Below are 21,491 nucleotides of genomic sequence, written 5' to 3'. Positions count from 1 at the left end.
TTGGTCACGAAGGCTTTATCACAGGACGTGATGCTTTTAGCCTTCGTTCCCCTCCCGCTTCACTCGCGATGCTCGCTGCAGGGTCTCGGGCCAACAGATGTTTTCTGCGCGAAAGCGTAGTGCTAACGTAGCGGCAGCAGAGGGTTTTGTTTGTGCGAAAGCGCAGCGACAGCAACAGCACCGATGTTGGTCACGAAGGCGTTATCACAGGATGTGATGGTTTTAGCCTTCGATTCTCTACCGCTGATCCCCGAGGAGTCGCCCAGCCTCCACTCCAATCAACTTATCCTCAATTATATTTTTTGACAAATTTTTATCCTAACTTTCAGAATCGAACTGTATAATTTAATAAATTTATTAAATTTGGCAATAGTACACCTAAAGATACTTTGAGGTGAAGACAAATGAACAGAACTGTTTATCTTTTCTTATTTTCATTTTGTACGTTTTTTTTATTATCATTACATGCATCTGCAAATGATAAACCAAGTCCTTATGAAGAAATATATCCTGAAATAGGATATAAATCGGTAGAAGAAGCAGTAAATGATTTTGAACAACACTTTAACCAAAAATTAAAGCTACCTCTTAGAGTACCCCCTATAAGCTTTACACATCATTTTGGACGATTTACCGATTCAAAGTATGAAGGTAATGACGCACTTGAAGTGACATATATCAATGACCAATTATCCGAAAATCACTATAAAATTGATATTCGCCCACGTAAGTATAAATTGCCTCTTAGAGAGAAATATGTAGTAAAAACTTATGAATTAAAAAATGGGATTGTGGCCACATATATGACCATTTCAGGTTTTAATGTGCTTGTTTTCGAGAGAGACAATTTTCAGTATATGCTAAGTATTGATAAACGAGTTTCAAATAAAGTTACGCCTGAAACTTTAATAGACATAGCCAATTCTATTGATTATTAAATGAAACTGAAAATTTTGATGTGCAACTTACGGGAACGTTTGTTGAAATAGTAAAGTTAGCCTTGTTAAAAATTGAAATTCGACAAAGGCTATATTTTATACCTTAATAATAATTAAAAGAACAATAGAGTTGTCCAGATTTGGTTTACCTCTATTGTTTATTCCGGAAGACATATTTGCCCTAAATAAACTAATAATTAATTATCCTTATTCGAACGTAAAAATAATAGTATGTACGTACTAAATTATTTTTAGCTAAAATTAGGGAATTGCCTTTAGGAATCTTCAATATCAATTACCTTTACTTGTTCATCATCGAAAGTTAGGAGGACTTTTAATAAAACGTATATCATGTGAATAAGTTGATTGGAGTGGAGACCGGGCGACTCCTTGGGGATCAGCGATATAGAGGAACGAAGGTTAAAAGCATCACATCCTGTGATAACGCCTTCGTGACCAACATCGTGTTGGCCCGAGACCCTGGAGCGAGCAAATAGGGGAACGATGGCTAAGAGCATCACGTCCTGTGATAACGCCTTCATGACCAACATCCTGTTGCCCTAAGCGGCTCTTCGGACGCCCCCAGGAAAGCGCCCCGGTCGGAACGGAAATCAACCCCACGTTTTGGTAATGAGCCATTAAAAGACAATGTTCTGGACAAACATTAAATTTGAAATAGGAAGTATATTTTGTTACACTTAGTTTATAATAATTCTAATGTAGATGACGAATTTCAGTTCTTCATGACATGTTCACAAATTATTGATGAACTCTTGTCGAACTGTGCTATAATGAGATTTGTCAATTAGAACGTGAGAGGTGTTATTCATGCATACCATCGTAGTAGGCTTGAATTATAAAACAGCGCCTGTTGAAATTCGTGAAAAGTTATCATTCATAGAGAATGAACTACCACAGGCAATGGAAGCGCTACAACAACAAAAAAGTATATTAGAAAATGTTATTGTTTCGACATGTAACCGCACAGAAATTTATGCAGTAGTTGATCAATTGCATACTGGACGTCATTTTGTGAAGCAATTTTTAGCAAAATGGTTCGACCTGCCTGTGGAGACATTTTCTTCTTATTTAACAATTCGTGAGGAAGATCAAGCTATCGAGCATTTATTCAAAGTAACAGCTGGAATTGATTCGATGGTGCTTGGCGAAACTCAAATTTTAGGACAAGTAAGAAAAAGCTTCTTAAGTGGACAAGAGATTGGAACTACTGGAACGGTATACAATCAGCTATTTAAGCAGGCAGTGACATTTGCGAAGCGTGCACATAATGAAACGGCTATCGGTGAGAATGCGGTATCTGTCTCTTATGCAGCAGTTGAACTAGCAAAGAAAATATTTGGATCTTTACAACGTAAACATGTAGCAATTTTAGGTGCAGGGAAAATGGGGGAACTTGCTATTGAGAACCTTTACGGTAGCGGTGTAGGAAAAGTAACTGTTATTAACCGTACGTTCGAAAAAGCAGAAAGTTTAGCAGCTAAATTTGACGGTGAAGCAAAATCAATGAAGGAACTACAATGTTCGTTACTGGAAGCGGATATTTTAATTACTTCTACAGGTGCAACAGATTTTGTTATTGACTATGAATTGATGCAATTTGTTGAACGTTTACGTAAAGGTAAACCATTATTTATGGTAGATATTGCAGTTCCGCGTGATATTGATCCACGTGTTGGAGATTTACCAAATGTTTTCTTATATGATATAGATGATTTACAAGGCATCGTCGAAGCAAACCTGGCAGAACGTGAACGTGCTGCGGCTGATATTTCTTCAATGATTGGCACAGAGGTTGTGCAATTTAAAGATTGGGTTGCGACTCTTGGCGTTGTCCCTGTCATCTCGGCTTTACGTAAAAAAGCGAATCATATTCAAGAAGAGACAATGATTAGTATCGAGAATAAAATGCCTGATTTAACGGATCGAGAACGTAAAATTTTAAGTAAGCATACAAAGTCTATTATTAATCAATTGTTAAAAGAACCAATTCTACAAGCTAAGGAAATGGCAAATTCACCAAAAGCAAATGAACAGTTACGTTTATTCCAACAGATTTTCGGTATTGAGGATGCTGTGGAAGCTGAAGTTACTGCGATGACAGAACAAGAGCTTGAACGCAAAGAACGTTTACAGTCGTCACAATCTTCCACTGAACCAAAGTATTCTTTCTAAAGATGTCTATGTGTTCGCGGTGCAACTTTAGAAAAGTTGTCCTTCGAGCTTTTCCCGCGAACGAGATTTTCTACTGATTTTTAAATGAGGCGTTTTCGTATCTGTATGGTAAACTAAGGATACGAAAACGTTTTTTTTTCTAGGCTAAAGTACACTGCTTTAGTACTTTTGATACAAAGAAGGGATGTCTATTGGCTGATTTGACAATGACAAGGCTCTATGAAGTAATGATCGTCTTGTATGCGATCAGTCTAGTATTTTACTTTACTGATTACTTTTATAAGCAAATACGAGCAAGGCGAATTGCTTTTTGGCTTGTTTCATTCGTATGGGTAATTCAAAGTGCCATTATATTATTAACTTTTGTGGAAACGAAGCGTTTTCCGATTTTATCCTTGTCAGAAGGGATCCTCTTTTATTCCTGGCTGCTCGTGACACTATCTATTATTTTACATTGTATTGCACGAGTTGATCTACCGGTATTTATTATTAATATACTAGGATTTTTATTTGCCAGTATCTTTACTTTTATGCCCAAACGGTCAACAGGAGTAGTTAGTGATACTTTAATTTCGGAATTGCTTTTTATTCATATATCATTTGCAATATTATCGTACGCAGTGTTTTCCGTAACATTTGTTTTTGCGATATTGTATTTAGTATTATATCGTTTGCTTAAAAAGAAAAAATGGTCACATTTATGGACAAGGTTACCTTCACTACAGCAAACGAGCAACTGGATGAATGTTTCGTTTTTTATTGCTATTCCAGTGCTATTTATAAGTTTAGTTTTAGGGTTTGAATGGGCACTACTAACGCTAGAGAGTCTTTCGATTTTTGATGCGAAGATCATTGGGTCCTTTATTATTTTAATTTTGTATTGCTTTATATTGTATGTGAATCGTAAAGGTAAGCTGACTGGGACAACTTATGCGTGGGTACATATATACGCTTACCTATTAGTTGTTGTTAACTTCTTTTTAGGAAGCAGTTTATCACGATTCCATTTATGGTATTAGAAGAGAGGTTGGAGACTGTTGAGAAAAATTATTGTAGGTTCTAGGAGAAGTAAGCTAGCTTTAACACAAACAAATTGGTTTATCAATGAGTTAAAAGCAGCTGGTGTACCATTTGAATTTGAAGTGAAAGAAATTGTCACGAAAGGTGACCAAATTTTAGACGTGCAACTATCTAAAGTAGGTGGTAAAGGGCTTTTCGTAAAAGAAATTGAACAAGCACTTTACGACAAAGAAATTGATTTTGCTGTCCATTCTATGAAGGATATGCCTGCAGTATTGCCTGAAGGATTAGTTATTGGCTGTATTCCACCACGTGAAGATGCGCGTGATGCTTTTATTTCAAAAGGACATGTGAAATTTGCCGATCTTCCAGCAGGAGCTGTTGTTGGGACAAGTTCTCTTCGTCGCAGTGCTCAACTTTTAACAGTCCGTCCAGATATAGAAATTAAATGGATTCGTGGAAATGTAGATACGCGCTTAGCTAAACTTGAAACTGAAGAATACGATGCTATTATTTTAGCAGCAGCAGGACTAAAACGCCTTGGCTGGAGCGATGATGTAGTTACTGAGTTTTTACCTGTTGAGGATTGTCTACCAGCAGTAGCACAGGGCTCTCTAGGTATTGAATGCCGTGGAGACGATACAGAACTATTAACGCAATTAGGCAAGTTAACAGATAGCATTACATGGCAAGAAGCGCATGCAGAACGTGCTTTCCTAGCGGCTATGGATGGCGGCTGTCAAGTACCTATCGCAGGATACGCAAAGTCTAACGGGGAAGAAATTACATTAACTGGCCTTGTTGCTGCACCAGATGCTTCAGTTGTTTATAAGGAAACGGTTGTGGGAACTGATGCGGAAGTAATTGGGAAAGAGCTTGCTGAGATTTTAACGAAGCAAGGTGCTTTTGACTTAATTCAACGAGTAAAGGCAGAGCAAGATGCAAAATAATTTACCTTTACAAGGTAAAACTATTATTTTGACAGGTACATCTAAGACGACAACGATAATAGATGACATTACAGCTTTAGGTGGCCATGCAGTAATTGCCCCTTTGATTGAAACTTGCGAGCTGATCGATAAAAACGATGATGTGAATTTAGAGTTTGCACGTCAATTTGAATGGCTCATTTTTACGAGTCAAAATGCGGTAGAAGCTTTTGCCAACAAGATGCAACGCTTTCATGTAAGTGCAGCGTATTTTCAAGGGAAAATTGCTTCTATCGGTACTAAAACTACTATAGCCTTAGAAAATCTAGGATTCCATGTGAGCTTTATGCCTTCTATATTTAGTGCAGATGTATTTGTTCAAGAATTTCCTAATGTAGCAGGTAGCAATCCTACGTGTCTATTTATTCGTGGGGAAAAAGCGAAAAAGACATTAAAGGATGGTCTGCCCTTTACATTGAAGGAATGGACAGTTTATGAAACGATTGAGCGACATGATCAAAAACAATTAATGATTGAATGTATCCGTACGAATAGCGATGTCACAGTAATTTTTGCTAGTCCTTCTGCTGTTGATGTCTACGCAAAGGATATAGCTTCGGTAATTGGTTGGGGGGCAGTACATGTAGCAGTAATCGGTCATATTACAGAAGCAGCTATTTTAAATCACGGTGCTATTGTAGATGTTATGCCGAGCGTATATACAATGCAAGCAGTCATCGAGGAAATAACGAAAGTAGGAGAAAGAAAATGACAAAATTACAATTTCAAAGACATCGTCGTTTGCGTGCAAATGCTGCTATACGATCAATGGTAAAAGAAACATACTTACACAAAGAAGACTTAATTTATCCAATTTTCGTTATGGAAGGCGAAAATATTAAAAATGAAGTACCTTCTATGCCAGGAGTTTTTCAATTTTCATTAGATAAACTTGAAGCTGAGATTGATGAAGTTGTTGCTTTAGGAATTCCTGCGGTTATTTTATTTGGCTTACCTGCAGAAAAAGATGCAGTTGGAACTGGTGCATTCCATGATCATGGTATTGTACAAGAAGCAACACGACTTATTAAAGCTCGTCACCCAGAGCTTTTAATCATTGCAGATACATGCTTATGTGAATTTACAGATCATGGTCATTGTGGCTTAATTGAAGGCGATCAAATTTTAAACGATCCTTCTTTAGATGTTTTAGCACGTACAGCAGTATCACAAGCGAAAGCAGGGGCGGATATCATCGCTCCATCTAATATGATGGATGGATTTGTGGCAGCCATTCGTGCGGGTCTTGATGAAGCAGGCTTTGAAAATGTTCCGATCATGTCATACGCCGTAAAATATGCGTCTAGCTATTACGGTCCATTCCGAGATGCAGCTGATGGTGCACCTCAATTTGGTGATCGTAAATCATACCAAATGGATCCATCGAACCGTATGGAGGCATTCCGTGAAGCGGAATCAGATATTGAAGAAGGTGCAGATTTCTTAATCGTTAAACCAGCTCTAAGTTATTTAGACATTATTCGTGATGTAAAAAATAATTATACATTACCGATTGTTGCATACAACGTTTCTGGTGAATATGCAATGATTAAAGCAGCGGCTATTAATGGCTGGATTGAAGAGAAAAATGTAGTGCTTGAAACGTTACTTAGCATGAAACGTGCAGGCTCAGATTTAATCATTACGTATCATGCAAAAGATGTTGCACGTTGGTTGGAGGAGAAATAAATGACACGTTCTTACGAAAAATCAAAACAAGCATATGCTGAAGCAATTAACTTAATGCCAGGTGGTGTTAGTAGCCCAGTACGTGCATTCAAATCCGTAAATATGGATCCAATCTTCATGGAATCTGGTCACGGTGCTATTATTAAAGACATTGATGGCAATGAATATATTGATTATGTATTATCATGGGGACCTCTTATTTTAGGTCATACTCATCCAGAAGTTGTACAAGCAATTGCAGAAACAGCAGCGAAAGGCTCCTCGTTTGGAGCACCAAGCTACACGGAAAATCGATTAGCTAAATTAGTGTTAGATCGACTACCTGGTATGGAAATGATTCGTTTTGTTTCTTCTGGGACAGAGGCTACGATGTCTGCTTTACGCGTAGCTCGTGGTGTTACAGGTCGCGATAAAATTTTAAAATTTGAGGGCTCATATCACGGTCATGGAGATTCCTTGCTAATTAAGGCTGGCTCTGGGGTAGCTACATTAGGCTTACCTGACAGCCCTGGTGTCCCAGCGGATATTGCACGTAATACATTAACAGTAGCGTACAATGACTTAGAAGGGGCGAAACTAATTTTCGAAAAGTTTGGTTCAGAGCTAGCGGCAGTAATTGTTGAGCCAGTTGCAGGAAATATGGGCGTTGTTCCTCCGCAACCAGGCTTCCTTCAAGGCTTACGCGAATTAACAAAGGAACATGGAACATTGTTAATTTTTGATGAAGTTATGACAGGCTTCCGTGTTGATTATGGCTGTGCACAAGGTTATTTTGATGTAACACCGGATATGACAACATTAGGTAAAGTTATTGGTGGTGGACTTCCTGTTGGGGCATTTGCAGGGAAAAAGGAAATTATGGAGCAGGTGGCACCAGCTGGTCCAATCTATCAAGCTGGGACATTGTCAGGGAATCCATTAGCGATGACAGCTGGCTATGAAACATTAACTCGCCTAGATAATAGCTCTTATGAATACTTCAAGAAGCTAGGAGATCAATTAGAGGCTGGTTTCCGTGAAGCAGCAACGAAATACAATATTCCGCATACTGTAAATCGTGCTGGTTCAATGATAGGTTTCTTCTTTACGAACGAAGATGTTATTGATTTTGATTCAGCAAAAACGTCGGATTTGCAATTGTTTGCTGAATACTTCCGTCTAATGGCAGAAGAAGGTATTTTCTTACCGCCATCTCAATTTGAAGGTTTATTTATTTCTACTGCACATACGGAAGAGCATATCGCAAAAACAGTTGATGCTTTCCATAAAGTATTTGCACAATTAGCAAGATAATAGGTTGTTACAAAATAGCATGCTAGGAGTATTTCCTGGCATGCTATTTTTTGTGTTAAAGTAATGCAATATACCTTTCTCTGTAATATTTTTAATTTTTGCCCTTAAAAAGTTCATTGAAGGGAAATAATCGTTATCTACTTGAAAAAATTTTCATTAAAATTATAACTTTCAGCATAGCCAAATTGTGGGCAAAATCGTATATAATAGAGCTATTCGTAAAAGAAAGTAGTGAATTGATATGGCAACTGGCACACATATGGTCGAAGTACCTGTAGGAATTGAAAATGTATGGGATTTCGTCAGTGATATGGAAAAATGGGCAAAGCTTGTCCCAGGTTATAATGCACATGAAATGATTGATGAAAAAAATTCAACATGGACGTTTAAAGGCAATGTTGGTGTTTTGAAAAAAACAGTACAAGTAGAGATTGCTATTTTAGAATGGGCAGCGCCTTCTAAAGTAACATTCGAATTAAAAGGAATTTCTGATAACTTTTCAGGAAACGGTTATTTCCTAGCTGAGAGTATTGATGCAGAAAATACAAAAATGACAGGCTTCTTGGAAGTAACAGCAGGAGGATTAGCTGGTCCTGTTTTAAATCCAATTTTTAAGCCAATCGTACCAAAAGCAACACAAATGTTAACAGACCGTGTAGCAAATAAAATTAAATTGGTGAATGTATAACTACAGTTGAACCAACAGTAAAAAGGCATGCTAGAAGAAGTTTTCTAGTATGCCTTTTTTAGGCTCATCATTGGGGGGATTTCCGTTACTGCCGGGCTCTTGTCCAAGAGGCGTTTCGATGAGCGGTGCAAGACAAAATCCGAACGCATTGTTTATCTGCGCGAAAGCAAAGAAACAGCTACACAATTACGCCAAGTCGAAATGAATTAATCATCCTATAGCATACTATCCCTCGGAGCTTCATATGATGCAAGAGGAGGGATTATTATCGAACACAAAACTTGGAATATGAGTGAAACTTTTTGTTTTCCTGGATATGGCTGCCCAACAGAAATAGCAGCTGTACAAATTAAGCCACGGTGGCAGACAACGCAGTTAGAAGATTCTCTACGATTAATGGGTATTTATCATATCACAGCACATGTTCGCTTTGATTTTCAAGATATGCAAGCTTACATGGGTGATGATGAATTAGTGCAAATCGACACGCTAGATATTCAAGGGGATACTGGTTATTTTGAGTATGCAGTCCCTTTAAATGTAGATTTACCAAAGGATGCAGCTATTGAAGATTTAATGGTTAAGGATATTCGACCTGTTTTGACGAATCAGATGTGCCAGCTTGAATGGACGGTTACTAGTGTTTTTAATGAGCCAGAGCTAGCATTAGAAAAAGCTCATATTTTTGAAAATCAGTCTGTCAATGCCTCAGCTCAAATAGAGAAGGGGGACCTTACAAAAGAAACGGCACAGGTAAAACAACCTGCAACTGTAGTAGCTTCGAATCAAGAAAAAATAACTGTAGCTGTAGCAGCTTCGGCACAAGAAGAAAAGTCTATTGCAGTAGTAGCTTCAGCACAAGAGGAAAAATCACAGACTGTATCTTTTGCAGCTCAAAAGGAAAAGTCTGAAGCAATAGTAGCTTCAGACAAAAAAGAAAAGCGTGCACCAGTTGAGCAAAAAACAATGTTGAGGGAATCCTCAAGTCATATTGTAGTCCGTGAATCCAGCTCCTGGCATGAAGTTCCGTCGATGATCTGGGATTTAACTGAAGACTATACACCGCTAAAGGTTCGTGTTTCAAATGATTTCATTCAAAAGTAAATAGCATAGAAGTAACAGGAGCAATAAGATGATGAAATCCCCAGATGTTGGAATTATGATGACACGTATAAACTGAAAAACACAAATTGGTACAATGATCGTTTTGCAATAAAAACGAAATTGTCGTAGCCATGGTGGTAAATGCCAAGGATTATACTTACGTCGTCGCATTTGAATTTTCACTTCCTTTTCTAGTAGTGCTTCCTAAAAAATGACTAAATCACTTGAAAAATTGCATGATTCTGGGGTACAATGTGAAAAAGTCGAATATAGATGTTATGACAGGGAAGAGTAAATTAGTAGTGCATTTAAAGAGAGGAAACGGTAGCTGAAAAGTTTCTATATGTACCTAATTGAATGTAGCCCTCGAGCAGCTTTAGTGAACTAACAGTAGTTAAAGCCGGTTAAACACCGTTACCGAATTGAGAGCCAGTAGTAAAAGGCTTAAGCAAGTAGTGTATTCTATTTCTTGATGAAATGTGTGTATAGTGACCGCTTAACTCGCCTCTGCTGGAATTAAAGGTGGTACCGCGAATTTAAACTCCTTCGTCCTTTTAGACGTTAGGAGTTTTTTTTATTTTCTTTAAATCTTCTGGTAAATGTGCCTCAGCATGAGACATAAAAACAGAATGATTGGTACTATCTCACACCGCAAAATTATTAGTTAACAGGAGGAGTCAAAATGACAGAAAACATTTCAATGCCTACAAAATATGATCCGCAGTCCATTGAAGCGGGTCGTTATGAATGGTGGTTACAAGGGAAATTTTTTGAGGCGCAGCCTACAAGTGAAAAGGAGCCTTATTCTATCGTTATTCCACCACCGAATGTAACAGGTAGACTACATCTTGGTCATGCTTGGGATACAACATTACAAGATATTTTAATTCGTATGAAGCGCATGCAAGGTTATGATGCACTTTGGTTACCAGGAATGGACCATGCAGGTATTGCGACACAAGCAAAAGTAGAAGCCAAACTACGAGAAGATAATATTACACGTTATGATTTAGGCCGTGAAAAATTCCTTGAAAAAACATGGGAATGGAAAGAAGAATATGCTGGGCATATTCGTGATCAATGGGCGAAGCTTGGTCTTGGATTAGATTATTCTCGCGAGCGTTTCACACTTGATGAAGGTCTTTCTGATGCAGTAAAAACTGTTTTCATTCAATTATATGAAAAAGGCTTAATCTATCGTGGCGAACGCATTATTAACTGGGACCCTGCTGCAAAAACAGCATTATCAGATATTGAAGTTATCTATAAAGATGTTCAAGGTGCATTCTATCATATGAAGTACCCATTAGCTGATGGCTCAGGATATGTGGAAGTAGCAACTACACGTCCTGAAACAATGCTAGGTGACACTGGGGTAGCCGTTCACCCTAAAGATGAGCGCTATCAACACTTAATCGGTAAACCAGTTATTTTACCAATCGTAGGTCGTGAAATTCCAATCGTAGCAGATGACTACGTAGATATGGAATTTGGTACTGGGGTTGTAAAAATGACACCAGCACACGATCCTAATGACTTTGAGGTTGGTAACCGCCACAACTTAGAACGCATTCTAGTTATGAATGAAGATGGTACTATGAACGAGCTTGCTGGCAAGTATAACGGGTTGGATCGCTTTGAATGCCGTAAGCAAATTGTAGCTGATTTACAAGAAGCAGGCGTGCTTATCCGTATTGAAGAGCATACACATTCAGTAGGTCACTCTGAACGTTCCGGTGCTGTTGTAGAGCCATATCTTTCTGCGCAATGGTTCGTAAAAATGCAACCACTTGCTGATGCTTCACTTACTCTTCAACAAGATGAAGAAGGGCAAGTAAACTTCGTACCATCTCGTTTTGAAAACACATATTCTCGCTGGATGGAAAACATTCGTGACTGGTGTATCTCTCGTCAGTTATGGTGGGGTCATCAAATTCCTGCTTGGTATCACAATGAAACAGGTGAAGTTTACGTAGGCAAAGAAGCACCAGCAGATGCAGAAAATTGGACACAAGATGAAGACGTATTAGATACATGGTTCTCGTCAGCTCTATGGCCATTTTCTACAATGGGTTGGCCAGATGAGACAAATGAAGAATATAAACGTTACTATCCAACAAGCACACTTGTAACTGGTTATGATATTATTTTCTTCTGGGTTTCTCGAATGATCTTCCAAGGTCTTGAATTTACAGGTCAGCGCCCATTCAAAGATGTATTAATACACGGTTTAGTACGTGATGGTGAAGGACGCAAGATGAGTAAATCACTTGGCAATGGTGTAGATCCTATGGACGTTATTGATCAGTATGGTGCCGATTCATTACGTTATTTCTTAGCTACTGGGTCTTCACCTGGTCAAGATTTACGCTATACAACTGAAAAAGTAGAATCAGTATGGAACTTTGCAAATAAGATTTGGAATGCCTCTCGTTTTGCTTTAATGAATATGGAAGGTATGACATATGATGAAATCGACTTAACTGGTGAAAAATCAGTTGCCGACAAATGGATTCTTACTCGCTTAAATGAAACAATTGAACGTGTAACATCTCTTGCAGAACGTTATGAATTTGGTGAAGTTGGCCGTGAGCTGTATAACTTCATTTGGGATGATTTCTGTTCTTGGTATATTGAAATGGCTAAATTACCGCTATATGGCGATGACGAAGTAGCTAAGAAAACGACTCGTTCTATTTTAGCTTACGTTTTAGATCAAACTATGCGTCTATTACATCCATTCATGCCTTTCATTACAGAAGAAATCTGGCAGCACTTACCTCATGAAGGCGAATCAATCACAGTGGCAGCATGGCCAACTGTACGTGCGGATCTTCATTTTGCAGAGGAAGCAGACAATATGAAGCTCCTAATGGATATTATACGTTCAGTACGTAATATTCGTGCGGAAGTTAATACACCAATGAGCAAAAAAGTGCCACTATATATTTCAGCGAAGGATGCTACAACAGTTACAGTACTTGAAGCAAATAAAGCATATTTAGAAAAATTCTGTAATCCAGAGTCACTAACAATTGGAGAAAACTTAGAAGCTCCTGGTCAGTCAATGACAGCAGTAGTAACTGGAGCTGAGCTATTCCTACCACTTGTTGGACTTATTAATCTAGAAGAAGAAATTGCTCGTCTTGAAAAAGAATTAGAAAAATGGGCAAAAGAAGTGAAGCTAGTTAATGGTAAGTTATCGAATGAAAAATTCGTATCTAAAGCGCCGGAAGCATTAGTTAATGCGGAGCGTGAAAAATTAGCCGATTACGAAAGTAAACATGCGGTTGTATTAAAACGTTTAGAAGAACTAAAAAATATGTAAGATTGAGACAGCGGATGGCAAATGTCATCCGCTGTTTTTTATCTTTCATTGAAGTGTAAGTAAACAACAGTTTTTTACGAAAAGTATGTGTATTGGGCGCTACTTGTACTAAAATAGAGATATTGTAGTAAGAGGGAGTGTTTCTTTTGTTCAAAACGATGAAAGAATGTACAGATTTTATTTTTACATTGAAGGCAGTTGATCATAAACGTGCACCGCTCGTATTGATGCGAGAGGTATTAGCGCTTCTTAATAACCCACAGGACAAGCTACGTGTTATCCATTTAGCAGGTTCAAATGGAAAGGGGTCAACAGTGAATGCGCTAAGAGAAATGTTACAACATGCTGGCTACAAAGTAGGCGCCTTTACTTCACCTCATTTAGAGCGTGTTAATGAACGTATGACTATTAATGGAATGCAAATTAATGATGCGCAATTTTTACACTATATGAACAACGTTGCTGAGATTATTGAGACACATTATGAAGGTGAATTTCCGAGCTTTTTTGAAGTGGTAACACTTATTATGTTTCAATATTTTGCCGATGAAGAAGTGGAATTTGCACTGATCGAAACGGGACTTGGTGGACGTTTAGATGCTACGAATGTCGTTACGCCCCTAATTTCAATTATTACAACGATTTCATTAGAACATACTGCGTTTTTAGGAGATACGTTAGCAAAAGTAGCGTTTGAGAAAGCGGGAATTATTAAAGAAAGTGTACCTGTTGTAGTGGGTGTTAAAAGTGAGGAGGCACTTTCTGTTATTAGTGAGGTAGCAAATGATCGCCATGCCCCATGCCTTGTTTTAGGGAAGGATTTTACGGTTGAAAATACGGAGAAAAGTACGGATATGCAACATTTTAATTACTGTAAAGCCAATGTGGAGATGGAAGCTGTCCCATTAAAAATGGCTGGGTCGCATCAAATAAATAATGCAAGCCTTGCGATTACGGCGATCCTAACGTTAAGAGAGAATGGAGCTATTGATATTTCTGATGTATCAGTCCGTCAAGCTTTGGCAAAAGCTCAGTGGGCAGGACGTTTTGAGCAATTACCTGACAATATTATATTAGATGGGGCTCATAATTCAGAAGGAACTGCTGCACTAATTCAAACACTTAAAACGGTTTATCCGCACCAAAACTATCGATTTATATACGCAGCATTATCGGATAAAGATCATGCGAAAAGTATTGCTTTAATGGATAGTGTTGCTACATCAATTGCATTTACGCAAATTGAGCTTCCGAATGCTATGCCCGCTGAGCGATTAGCTGCATTATCTACAAATACTAACAAAATATATAATGCGAATTGGTGTGAAATGGTTCAAACGATCCTACATCAAAGAAGTGATGAGGATCTTATCGTCATTACGGGCTCCTTGTATTTTATAGCTGAAGTTCGACAATGGCTACAGGGGGAACAACGATGATCCCAAAATTGAATAGCTTCAAGGAAAAGTGGAATGTTCAAAGTGATGATGTTATTAAACCTGGTCTAACTGCGATTGAAGAAGCGTTAGCACGAGTAGGTAATCCAGAAAACAAATTGCAAGTCGTGCATTTAGCAGGGACTAACGGTAAAGGGTCGACACTTACATTTTTAGAATCAATCGCCAAGGAACATGGCTTACGTGTTGGTAAATTTATGTCTCCTTGTATTTTGGACGTGCATGACCAAATTCAAGTAGAAGGTCAAGCTATTACAGAAGCTGAAATGAATCATGTTTTCCAACAAATGCAGGCAGCCGGTCTTAGTGGGAAACTAACAGATTTTGAACTTTTAACGGTTGCAACGTTTTTACATTTTGTTGCTAGTAATGTAGATGTTGCCCTAATTGAAGCTGGTATGGGGGGATTACTTGATAGTACGAATGTGGTCACACCGATTGTCTCTATCATACCGAGCATTGCATTAGAGCATACGAATTTTTTAGGAGATACGATTGAAAGTATTGCCAACCATAAAGCAGGAATTATTAAGCCGTATCGTCCAGTTATTATCGGAGATTTACCGTTAGAAGCGAAGAATATAGTCTATCAGGAAGCTAACAAAAAACATGCATCCGTTCTTGAGCTAAATCACCAATTTTATGTGGAACAAGAGAATGATGGAGAGAGTTATGAGCATAATGACAATGGCCTTTGTATTACAAAGCTTGCACGCACTATAAAGGGAGCACATCAGGCGAATAATATGGCACTTGCTATTACAGCCTTTATTGAATTGGCGACCGCATTGGAGTTACAAGTTAGTAAAGAAGCAATACAAAAAGCCGTGAAAAATGCAACCATTTTAGGACGGTTTGAAGAGATTATGCCTTATATTATCTTAGACGGTGCGCATAATCCAGCGAGTGCTGAGAAATTAATTGAAACGATTAAGCATGAGTTCCCGGATGAGCAGATTATTTTCGTAATTGGAATTCTGGCCGATAAGGCTGTAAAAGAGATTTTGCAACAATTTGAGCAAGTAAGTGATTGTTTTTACTTTGTTGATTTTGATAACCCCCGTGCGATGGCTGCTCAGAACATGCTTGAGCTGTCCAACGCCTCTCGTAAAGCAGTTTTAGAAGATTATGTGCAATTTTTAACACGACAGTCAGTAAACAAATCGAGGACTATTGTATCGGGTTCGTTGTATTTATTAACAGAAGTACGTAGTAGATTAAAAAATAGTTAACATCTAGTTGAGCGAACAACAGTAAAGATCAGGTACTCATAAAAAATGAGTCCTGATTTTTTTAGTGTGAAAAATAATTTATACGATGGATTATTTCAGTAAAATTGTTGAAAATATAGGTTTTTATTATTTGCTGATAAAATGGATTTTTTTGTTGATATTTTGCTAATATAGGTCCATTTTAACTGATTGTAGCGTAGGGCTACTCGACTCCCGCGGGAAAGCGAGACAGGCGAGACCCTGGACGGAGCGTAGCGGAGGAAGCGGCTCGACGCTCGCCCGCAGGAAAGCGAGTAGCCCGTAGCGGAAATCAGAGCCTTCTAATTAATTAGAGTGGATAAAAATGGTTAATCAACACGTTTGATCTTTTTTGTTTATAGTAAAACTTTCGTTGCAAAAATAGTTAATTTTGCAGTAAAACTTCGAAATAACTAGTAAATCAAAATGTAGTAAATTCGCATTTACACATCTTTTTATACATATACTTATATATCAAATTGGTCTTTTCTAAATTTACTTTGATACGTTAAAGAAAGAGGTGAAGGTCGAATGAAAATTGTCAGTCATGTGATGAGAAAACAAATATTTCGAGCGATGATTATTGGAGGAATAGTAGGACTTTTTGGTGTAGGCATTTTTTTAGGTATTCTTCAAGCAAGTACTAAATTTTCTTCAAGTGATAGCACTGAGGTAGCCACTAAAAGTAATGATGGTAATTCCTCTGGAGAAACAATTCCGACAGCAGGAGGGGCAACGAACGGACCCATGCTTTTTGCAAGTCAAGCAGGGGTCTATTCAAATTATGAAAGTGCAAGCGCATTTGTATCTGAACATCCTTCATTAAAAGAAAGTGCCATTGTCGAGGTGGATGGGAAGTTTTATATTTGGACAAGTGTGGTAACAGATGAAAATCAACTTGTCTTTTTAAAAGATCCTGCAACATTTAAAAAAGCATTCACTTTGAGTGGTGACAGTTGTAAGGAGGCAACGATTGCAGAGCTTCCATCTGTGTTAGCTGACAAAAATGCAACAAAATTAAATTTTAAGGAAAAATCCAAAGATTCTACGCTACCTGCTGATTGGCAATCTATTGGAGCGGCAGCTTCGTCTATTTCAACCGATGCTAGCATCATTCGCTTACAAGTTTTGGCTCATTACAAATCAAAAAATGCTTGCCTTCAAGTGAAATTTTAAGCATAAAAGATAGTGAAATAAGCATTATCTTGATTTTTAGAAAATTTTCAAATCCCAAATTCTCCGTTATGATAACTAATAAGGAGGAATGGTCAGATAATGTTTAAAACCAATAACAAGATAGTGCTTGCTTCTGCTTCACCACGACGAAAGGAATTACTTACTATGCTATCGCTTCCTTTCGACATAATAACTAGTGAAGTAGAAGAGACAAGCGTACAGGCAACTACAATGCAAGATTATGTAAAAGGTGTAGCTCTTTTGAAAACACGTGATGTGGCAAAAAAAGCTCCAAATGCAACGATTATTGGAGCGGATACGATTGTTGTTTATAATGATGAGCTTCTTCATAAACCAAAAAATCGTGAGGAGGCAATTTCTCACTTATTACGCTTATCAGGTAAGTGTCATGCGGTCATGACAGCTGTTGCCATTATTGAGCCTAACGGTAATGAAACAACATTTGTCGAAGAGACAAATGTAGTCTTTCATCATTTATCGCAGGAGCTCATCGAAGCATATGTAGAATCTGGAGATCCATTTGATAAAGCAGGTGGTTATGGCATTCAAACTGCTGGAACCCTTCTAGTGAAACGCATCGAAGGAGATTATAACAATGTTGTCGGCTTACCACTTGCAGCGTTGTTTACGCAATTGGTGGCACGCAATATTATCCAATTTGCGAAGGAGTGAGGCTTTTTTGACGAATGATGTTTTACCAAGGACGATGATACGAGACGTTCATATAGAGGATCGCCCCCGTGAAAGACTACGTAGACAAGGAGCTATGAGTTTATCGAATCAGGAGCTACTGGCTATTTTACTAAGGACAGGCACTAAAGAAGAGTCTGTCCTTGTACTTGCAAATCGCGTACTAAGCGTTTTTGAGCGTTTACATCATTTGAAACATGCAACAATAGAAGAAATGGTTGCTATTAGAGGGATTGGTGAGGTTAAAGCCATTCAGTTATTAGCGGCAATTGAACTCGGTAGACGTCTCGCGCAGAAACAAAGCGATGAAAAATATACGATTCGTTCACCGCAGGATGCCGCTGCCTATTTAATGCCTGATATGACCTCACTGAACCAGGAGCATTTTGTAGTTCTTTTTCTAAATGTGAAGAATCAAATTATTCATAGACAGACGATTTTTATAGGCAGTCTAAATGCTTCGATTGTCCATCCTCGGGAAATTTTCCGTGAAGCTGTAAAAAGATCTGCAGCTTCTATTATTTGTTCACATAATCATCGTGCGACACGTTCATAACTGAAAAGGTTATGCACGCTGTCCGAACGTCGCAAAGACAAGTAAGAGAGTCGTGAACTCTTCGCTCGATAGGTGGAATGAGAGGGTAACGTCTCAAAACGCCTACTCTAATACTCCGACATGCGTTATTCAAAGGTGTCATTGAATAGAGTGTGAAGCTCGGTGAAGTCGGCTGAACGCTACCGTAGTACTAGAAATCTTTGTAACCGAAATGCACCTAGAGGTAGGTGCTGTAGCGGATAGGTCGGGAGTCGCTAAAAACCTAATATGGTGAGAATGTGGTAAAACACTGACGAACTAGCGAATGTACTATCTGTGAGTGGCGAGCACTTAGAAATGAGTGAGCTTGTTGAAAGAGACAAGCGCGTTCCGTGGGCGAGTAAGTATGGTGGTTTCGAAAGCTCCATGCACCGTTATAGGCGGTGGAGAGGACGCCAGGTAAGAGCTAGCACCTAAGTTAGGACATAGATAGAGTGAAGGGAACGTGGAAAGCTACCAACATGGAGCAGACACACGCAATGAAGTGGTGGAAAGGAAAAGAGGCTTCTCTATAACTTTCTTTTATGGTAGTGAGAGTAGAGGCATGAGCGTTGAAGTTTCTGTAATGGAAATGGAGCGATAGCCTCAAGTCGTTTGTTCACGTGATTTTAACTCAAACCTTCAAGGATTCTCGTATGACTAAAAAGGTCACGAGCCAACAAATGGAGCGTGATGCACCTTGAGCGAAAACTTCAAAAAGATTCCTAGAATGAAAAACACAAGACTTCGCCATGCCGAATATTATGGCATGACCGAAACATTGGATGCATTGTATGCACAAAGTAAAGAGAACCAACCATTTAAAAATTTAATGTCGATAATCACATCTGATGATAATGTTTTACTCGCTTATCGCAATATCAAACGCAATAATGGGAGTGCAACAGCGGGTGTTGATGGTGTGACAATTTATGATATTGAAAAGTTGAGTACGGATGAATTTATCAAAACGGTTAATAAACGCTTTTGTCATTACCATCCACGAAGTGTAAAATGCGTGGAAATTCCAAAGCCGAACGGGAAAACGAGACCACTTGGTATTCCATCGATGTGGGACCGTATTGCCCAACAATGTATCCTACAAGTATTAGAGCCGATATGTGAAGCGAAATTTTATAAATATAGTTTCGGGTTTCGCCCAACGAAATCCGCTGAAAATGCCATTTCAATAGCGGCTAGTCGCATCAATAATAATCAGATGCAATACGTTGTAGATATTGATATTAAAGGTTTCTTTGATGAAGTGAAACATACAAAATTAATGCGTCAAATTTGGACAATGGGTATTCAAGATAAGCAGTTACTCGTGATTTTACGGAAAATGCTAAAAGCACCTGTTGTTTTACCGAATGGCGACATTACGTATCCGACAAAAGGTACACCCCAAGGAGGTATACTTTCACCGTTACTTGCAAATATCAATTTAAATGAATTTGATTGGTGGATTGCGAATCAGTGGGAAAGTAAGAAGTGCCATTCCATTAACGACTATCTTAATAAGAAAACAGGTCTATATAGCCATCAATATCGTTACCGACGACTTCGAAAGACATCAACGCTAAAAGAAATGTATATTGTGCGCTACGCAGACGATTTTAAAATCTTTACTACGTCACGCGCAGATGCGAAGAAGATTTTCACCGCAAGTAAAATGTGGTTAGAAGAACGATTAGGACTTTCTATTTCGGAAGAAAAATCACAGATTACAAACTTGAAAAAGAAAAGCAGTGAATTTTTAGGGTTTGACTTGAAGATGGAACGAAAAGGCTATGACCGTGTTGGAAACAAGAAATTTGTTTGTCAATCGCACATCACCGAAAAGGCGAGAAAGCGTATTAAAGACCAATTGAAAAATCAAATCAATGCCATCCAACGAGCACCTAATGGGACAGAACTTATAAAGCAACTTCAAATCTACAACAGTATGGTCATTGGTATTCATAATTACTATCAAATCGCCACGCAAGTCAATGCGAGTTTGATACCGATTCAATATCAATTGACACAAGTAGAGCGACACCGCTTTAAACATTTGTCCTTAAAGAAACGCTCAAAAGGATACCGTATCACTGATAAAGGCATTCGACCGTACTTAAAGTCAGAAATGACGAGGTATATCAATGATTACCCCATTATTCCCATTGGCTTTATTCGAACCAGAACGGCATTGATGCCGAAAAATGGCGTTTGTAAATTTACCCCTGAAGGTCGTGCGTTGATTCACCGAAATCAACGTAGTGTACCTGAATGGCAGCTTCAATGGTTACGGGAACACCCCATCACAAGTGAACGTGCAACCATTGAATTAAATGATAACCGTATATCCCTATTTGTCGCACAAAATGGGAAATGCGCTGTCATGGGTGATGAATTAATTTTAACCGAAATGGATTGTCATCATAAAACATTATGGTATGAAACGAAGGATGACCGATATGTGAACTTGGTCTTGTTATCAAGAGATGTACACAGACTCATTCATGCGACATCCGACGAAACCATTCGAAAATATACAGATATAATGAAGCCAAATGACGAACAACGAAACAAAATCAATCAATTAAGAAAAATGGTTGGAAACGAAGCAATTTAACACGTAAGGAATAATGAACGAATCGTGGTTTGAGAAAAATGAAAGAACGTAACGAACGATGGAACGCCGTGTGCGATGAAAGTTGCATGCACGGTGTGGAGCAGGGGAAAAGGTGGCGATAATTTCAAAGCCTTACCTATTGCTATCTAGTGGCGTACCAACACCCAGTGATGAGGATATTGAAGTGACGAGAAGAATTTTAGAGGCTGGTTATATTATAGGCATTGATTTGATAGATCATCTCATCATCGGTGATCATCAGTTTATTAGCTTGAAAGAAAAAGGATATTTTTAACTCTGCATGCATAATGCAGAGTTTTTTAATTTAGTTTAAAGATGAAAATCTCTAGCTCAATAAGATTTGTTGAGGTAAGTAATTAAGACTGTAGGGGAGTCACCGAATCGTTTCGGGAAACACATTTGGTTTCTGATTTTAACATTTGATGAAGAATCAAATCGCTTCATTA

The 21,491-nt window shown here is 38.4% G+C and carries 16 protein-coding genes, 2 pseudogenes and 1 other annotated feature; of the genes and pseudogenes, 17 read left to right on the top strand and 1 reads right to left on the bottom strand.

What is annotated here, in order from left to right; translation table 11 throughout:
* The first annotated feature begins 404 nt into the window (after positions 1-404).
* Positions 405-938, top strand: a complete 534-nt coding sequence (locus tag ACQKMI_RS02440; protein WP_427487033.1) for a hypothetical protein — start codon at positions 405-407, stop codon at positions 936-938.
* A gap of 275 nt (positions 939-1,213) precedes the next feature.
* Here the strand turns inward: ACQKMI_RS02440 and ACQKMI_RS02435 are convergent, their stop codons facing one another.
* On the bottom strand, positions 1,214-1,480 hold the full coding sequence (locus tag ACQKMI_RS02435; RefSeq protein WP_427487032.1) for a hypothetical protein: 267 nt from the start codon (positions 1,478-1,480) through the stop codon (positions 1,214-1,216).
* A gap of 286 nt (positions 1,481-1,766) precedes the next feature.
* Between ACQKMI_RS02435 and hemA the strand changes: the two genes are divergently transcribed.
* The 16 genes and pseudogenes from hemA to ACQKMI_RS02355 form a co-directional block, all read left to right on the top strand.
* Positions 1,767-3,131 carry a glutamyl-tRNA reductase gene (gene hemA / locus ACQKMI_RS02430; protein WP_427487031.1) on the top strand — a complete coding sequence of 455 codons (1,365 nt, stop codon included), beginning with the start codon at positions 1,767-1,769 and terminating at the stop codon, positions 3,129-3,131.
* A gap of 191 nt (positions 3,132-3,322) precedes the next feature.
* Complete coding sequence (gene ccsA / locus ACQKMI_RS02425) at positions 3,323-4,150, top strand: cytochrome c biogenesis protein CcsA (protein WP_427487029.1); 828 nt, start codon at positions 3,323-3,325, stop codon at positions 4,148-4,150.
* An 18-nt stretch (positions 4,151-4,168) separates the two neighbouring features.
* On the top strand, positions 4,169-5,101 hold the full coding sequence (hemC, locus tag ACQKMI_RS02420) for a hydroxymethylbilane synthase (protein ID WP_427487028.1): 933 nt from the start codon (positions 4,169-4,171) through the stop codon (positions 5,099-5,101).
* Positions 5,091-5,852 carry a uroporphyrinogen-III synthase gene (locus ACQKMI_RS02415; RefSeq protein ID WP_427487027.1) on the top strand — a complete coding sequence of 254 codons (762 nt, stop codon included), beginning with the start codon at positions 5,091-5,093 and terminating at the stop codon, positions 5,850-5,852. The genes hemC and ACQKMI_RS02415 overlap by 11 nt, the downstream gene beginning before the upstream one ends.
* On the top strand, positions 5,849-6,829 hold the full coding sequence (hemB, locus tag ACQKMI_RS02410; protein WP_323647622.1) for a porphobilinogen synthase: 981 nt from the start codon (positions 5,849-5,851) through the stop codon (positions 6,827-6,829). The genes ACQKMI_RS02415 and hemB overlap by 4 nt, the downstream gene beginning before the upstream one ends.
* A complete protein-coding gene (gene hemL, locus ACQKMI_RS02405) occupies positions 6,830-8,122 on the top strand; it encodes a glutamate-1-semialdehyde 2,1-aminomutase (RefSeq protein WP_427487025.1) in 1,293 nt (430 codons plus the stop codon).
* 241 nt (positions 8,123-8,363) lie between these two features.
* Positions 8,364-8,810, top strand: a complete 447-nt coding sequence (locus ACQKMI_RS02400; protein ID WP_427487024.1) for a CoxG family protein — start codon at positions 8,364-8,366, stop codon at positions 8,808-8,810.
* Positions 8,811-9,098: 288 nt separating this feature from the next.
* Positions 9,099-9,914 (top strand): valyl-tRNA synthetase, encoded by an 816-nt coding sequence (locus ACQKMI_RS02395; RefSeq protein ID WP_427487023.1) that lies wholly within the window; start codon positions 9,099-9,101, stop codon positions 9,912-9,914.
* Positions 9,915-10,183: 269 nt separating this feature from the next.
* Positions 10,184-10,471, top strand: a binding site (T-box leader).
* Between the two features lie 125 nt (positions 10,472-10,596).
* Positions 10,597-13,242 carry a valine--tRNA ligase gene (locus ACQKMI_RS02390; protein ID WP_427487022.1) on the top strand — a complete coding sequence of 882 codons (2,646 nt, stop codon included), beginning with the start codon at positions 10,597-10,599 and terminating at the stop codon, positions 13,240-13,242.
* A gap of 146 nt (positions 13,243-13,388) precedes the next feature.
* Complete coding sequence (locus tag ACQKMI_RS02385) at positions 13,389-14,681, top strand: bifunctional folylpolyglutamate synthase/dihydrofolate synthase (RefSeq protein ID WP_427487021.1); 1,293 nt, start codon at positions 13,389-13,391, stop codon at positions 14,679-14,681.
* Positions 14,678-15,931: a bifunctional folylpolyglutamate synthase/dihydrofolate synthase gene (locus ACQKMI_RS02380; protein WP_427487020.1), complete on the top strand. Its 1,254-nt coding sequence runs from the start codon at positions 14,678-14,680 to the stop codon at positions 15,929-15,931. The genes ACQKMI_RS02385 and ACQKMI_RS02380 overlap by 4 nt, the downstream gene beginning before the upstream one ends.
* A gap of 549 nt (positions 15,932-16,480) precedes the next feature.
* Positions 16,481-17,125 (top strand): hypothetical protein, encoded by a 645-nt coding sequence (locus ACQKMI_RS02375; protein WP_427487019.1) that lies wholly within the window; start codon positions 16,481-16,483, stop codon positions 17,123-17,125.
* A 99-nt stretch (positions 17,126-17,224) separates the two neighbouring features.
* Positions 17,225-17,818, top strand: a complete 594-nt coding sequence (locus tag ACQKMI_RS02370) for a Maf family protein (RefSeq protein WP_427487018.1) — start codon at positions 17,225-17,227, stop codon at positions 17,816-17,818.
* Between the two features lie 34 nt (positions 17,819-17,852).
* Positions 17,853-18,374 (top strand): annotated as a pseudogene (gene radC / locus ACQKMI_RS02365) (RadC family protein); the annotation flags it as partial.
* A 766-nt stretch (positions 18,375-19,140) separates the two neighbouring features.
* Positions 19,141-21,024: a group II intron reverse transcriptase/maturase gene (gene ltrA, locus ACQKMI_RS02360; protein WP_427487017.1), complete on the top strand. Its 1,884-nt coding sequence runs from the start codon at positions 19,141-19,143 to the stop codon at positions 21,022-21,024.
* A gap of 148 nt (positions 21,025-21,172) precedes the next feature.
* Positions 21,173-21,319 (top strand): annotated as a pseudogene (locus tag ACQKMI_RS02355) (JAB domain-containing protein); the annotation flags it as partial.
* Between the last annotated feature and the right edge of the window lie 172 nt (positions 21,320-21,491).

Source organism: Lysinibacillus sp. NPDC097214, from assembly GCF_050277945.1.
Classification (GTDB): domain Bacteria; phylum Bacillota; class Bacilli; order Bacillales_A; family Planococcaceae; genus Lysinibacillus; species Lysinibacillus xylanilyticus_B.
This window is presented reverse-complemented; position numbering and strand designations above follow the sequence as displayed.

Bases quoted from the DNA above. Each gene is read 5' to 3' on its own strand.
- ACQKMI_RS02435 (WP_427487032.1), bottom strand. From the start codon at position 1,480: ATGAAGGCGTTATCACAGGACGTGATGCTCTTAGCCATCGTTCCCCTA.
- ACQKMI_RS02395 (WP_427487023.1), top strand. From the start codon at position 9,099: ATGAGTGAAACTTTTTGTTTTCCTGGATATGGCTGCCCAACAGAAATA.
- ACQKMI_RS02380 (WP_427487020.1), top strand. From the start codon at position 14,678: ATGATCCCAAAATTGAATAGCTTCAAGGAAAAGTGGAATGTTCAAAGT.
- ACQKMI_RS02370 (WP_427487018.1), top strand. From the start codon at position 17,225: ATGTTTAAAACCAATAACAAGATAGTGCTTGCTTCTGCTTCACCACGA.
- hemL (WP_427487025.1), top strand. From the start codon at position 6,830: ATGACACGTTCTTACGAAAAATCAAAACAAGCATATGCTGAAGCAATT.
- hemB (WP_323647622.1), top strand. From the start codon at position 5,849: ATGACAAAATTACAATTTCAAAGACATCGTCGTTTGCGTGCAAATGCT.
- ACQKMI_RS02390 (WP_427487022.1), top strand. From the start codon at position 10,597: ATGACAGAAAACATTTCAATGCCTACAAAATATGATCCGCAGTCCATT.
- ACQKMI_RS02415 (WP_427487027.1), top strand. From the start codon at position 5,091: ATGCAAAATAATTTACCTTTACAAGGTAAAACTATTATTTTGACAGGT.
- ACQKMI_RS02400 (WP_427487024.1), top strand. From the start codon at position 8,364: ATGGCAACTGGCACACATATGGTCGAAGTACCTGTAGGAATTGAAAAT.
- ACQKMI_RS02375 (WP_427487019.1), top strand. From the start codon at position 16,481: ATGAAAATTGTCAGTCATGTGATGAGAAAACAAATATTTCGAGCGATG.
- hemA (WP_427487031.1), top strand. From the start codon at position 1,767: ATGCATACCATCGTAGTAGGCTTGAATTATAAAACAGCGCCTGTTGAA.
- ltrA (WP_427487017.1), top strand. From the start codon at position 19,141: ATGAAAAACACAAGACTTCGCCATGCCGAATATTATGGCATGACCGAA.
- ACQKMI_RS02440 (WP_427487033.1), top strand. From the start codon at position 405: ATGAACAGAACTGTTTATCTTTTCTTATTTTCATTTTGTACGTTTTTT.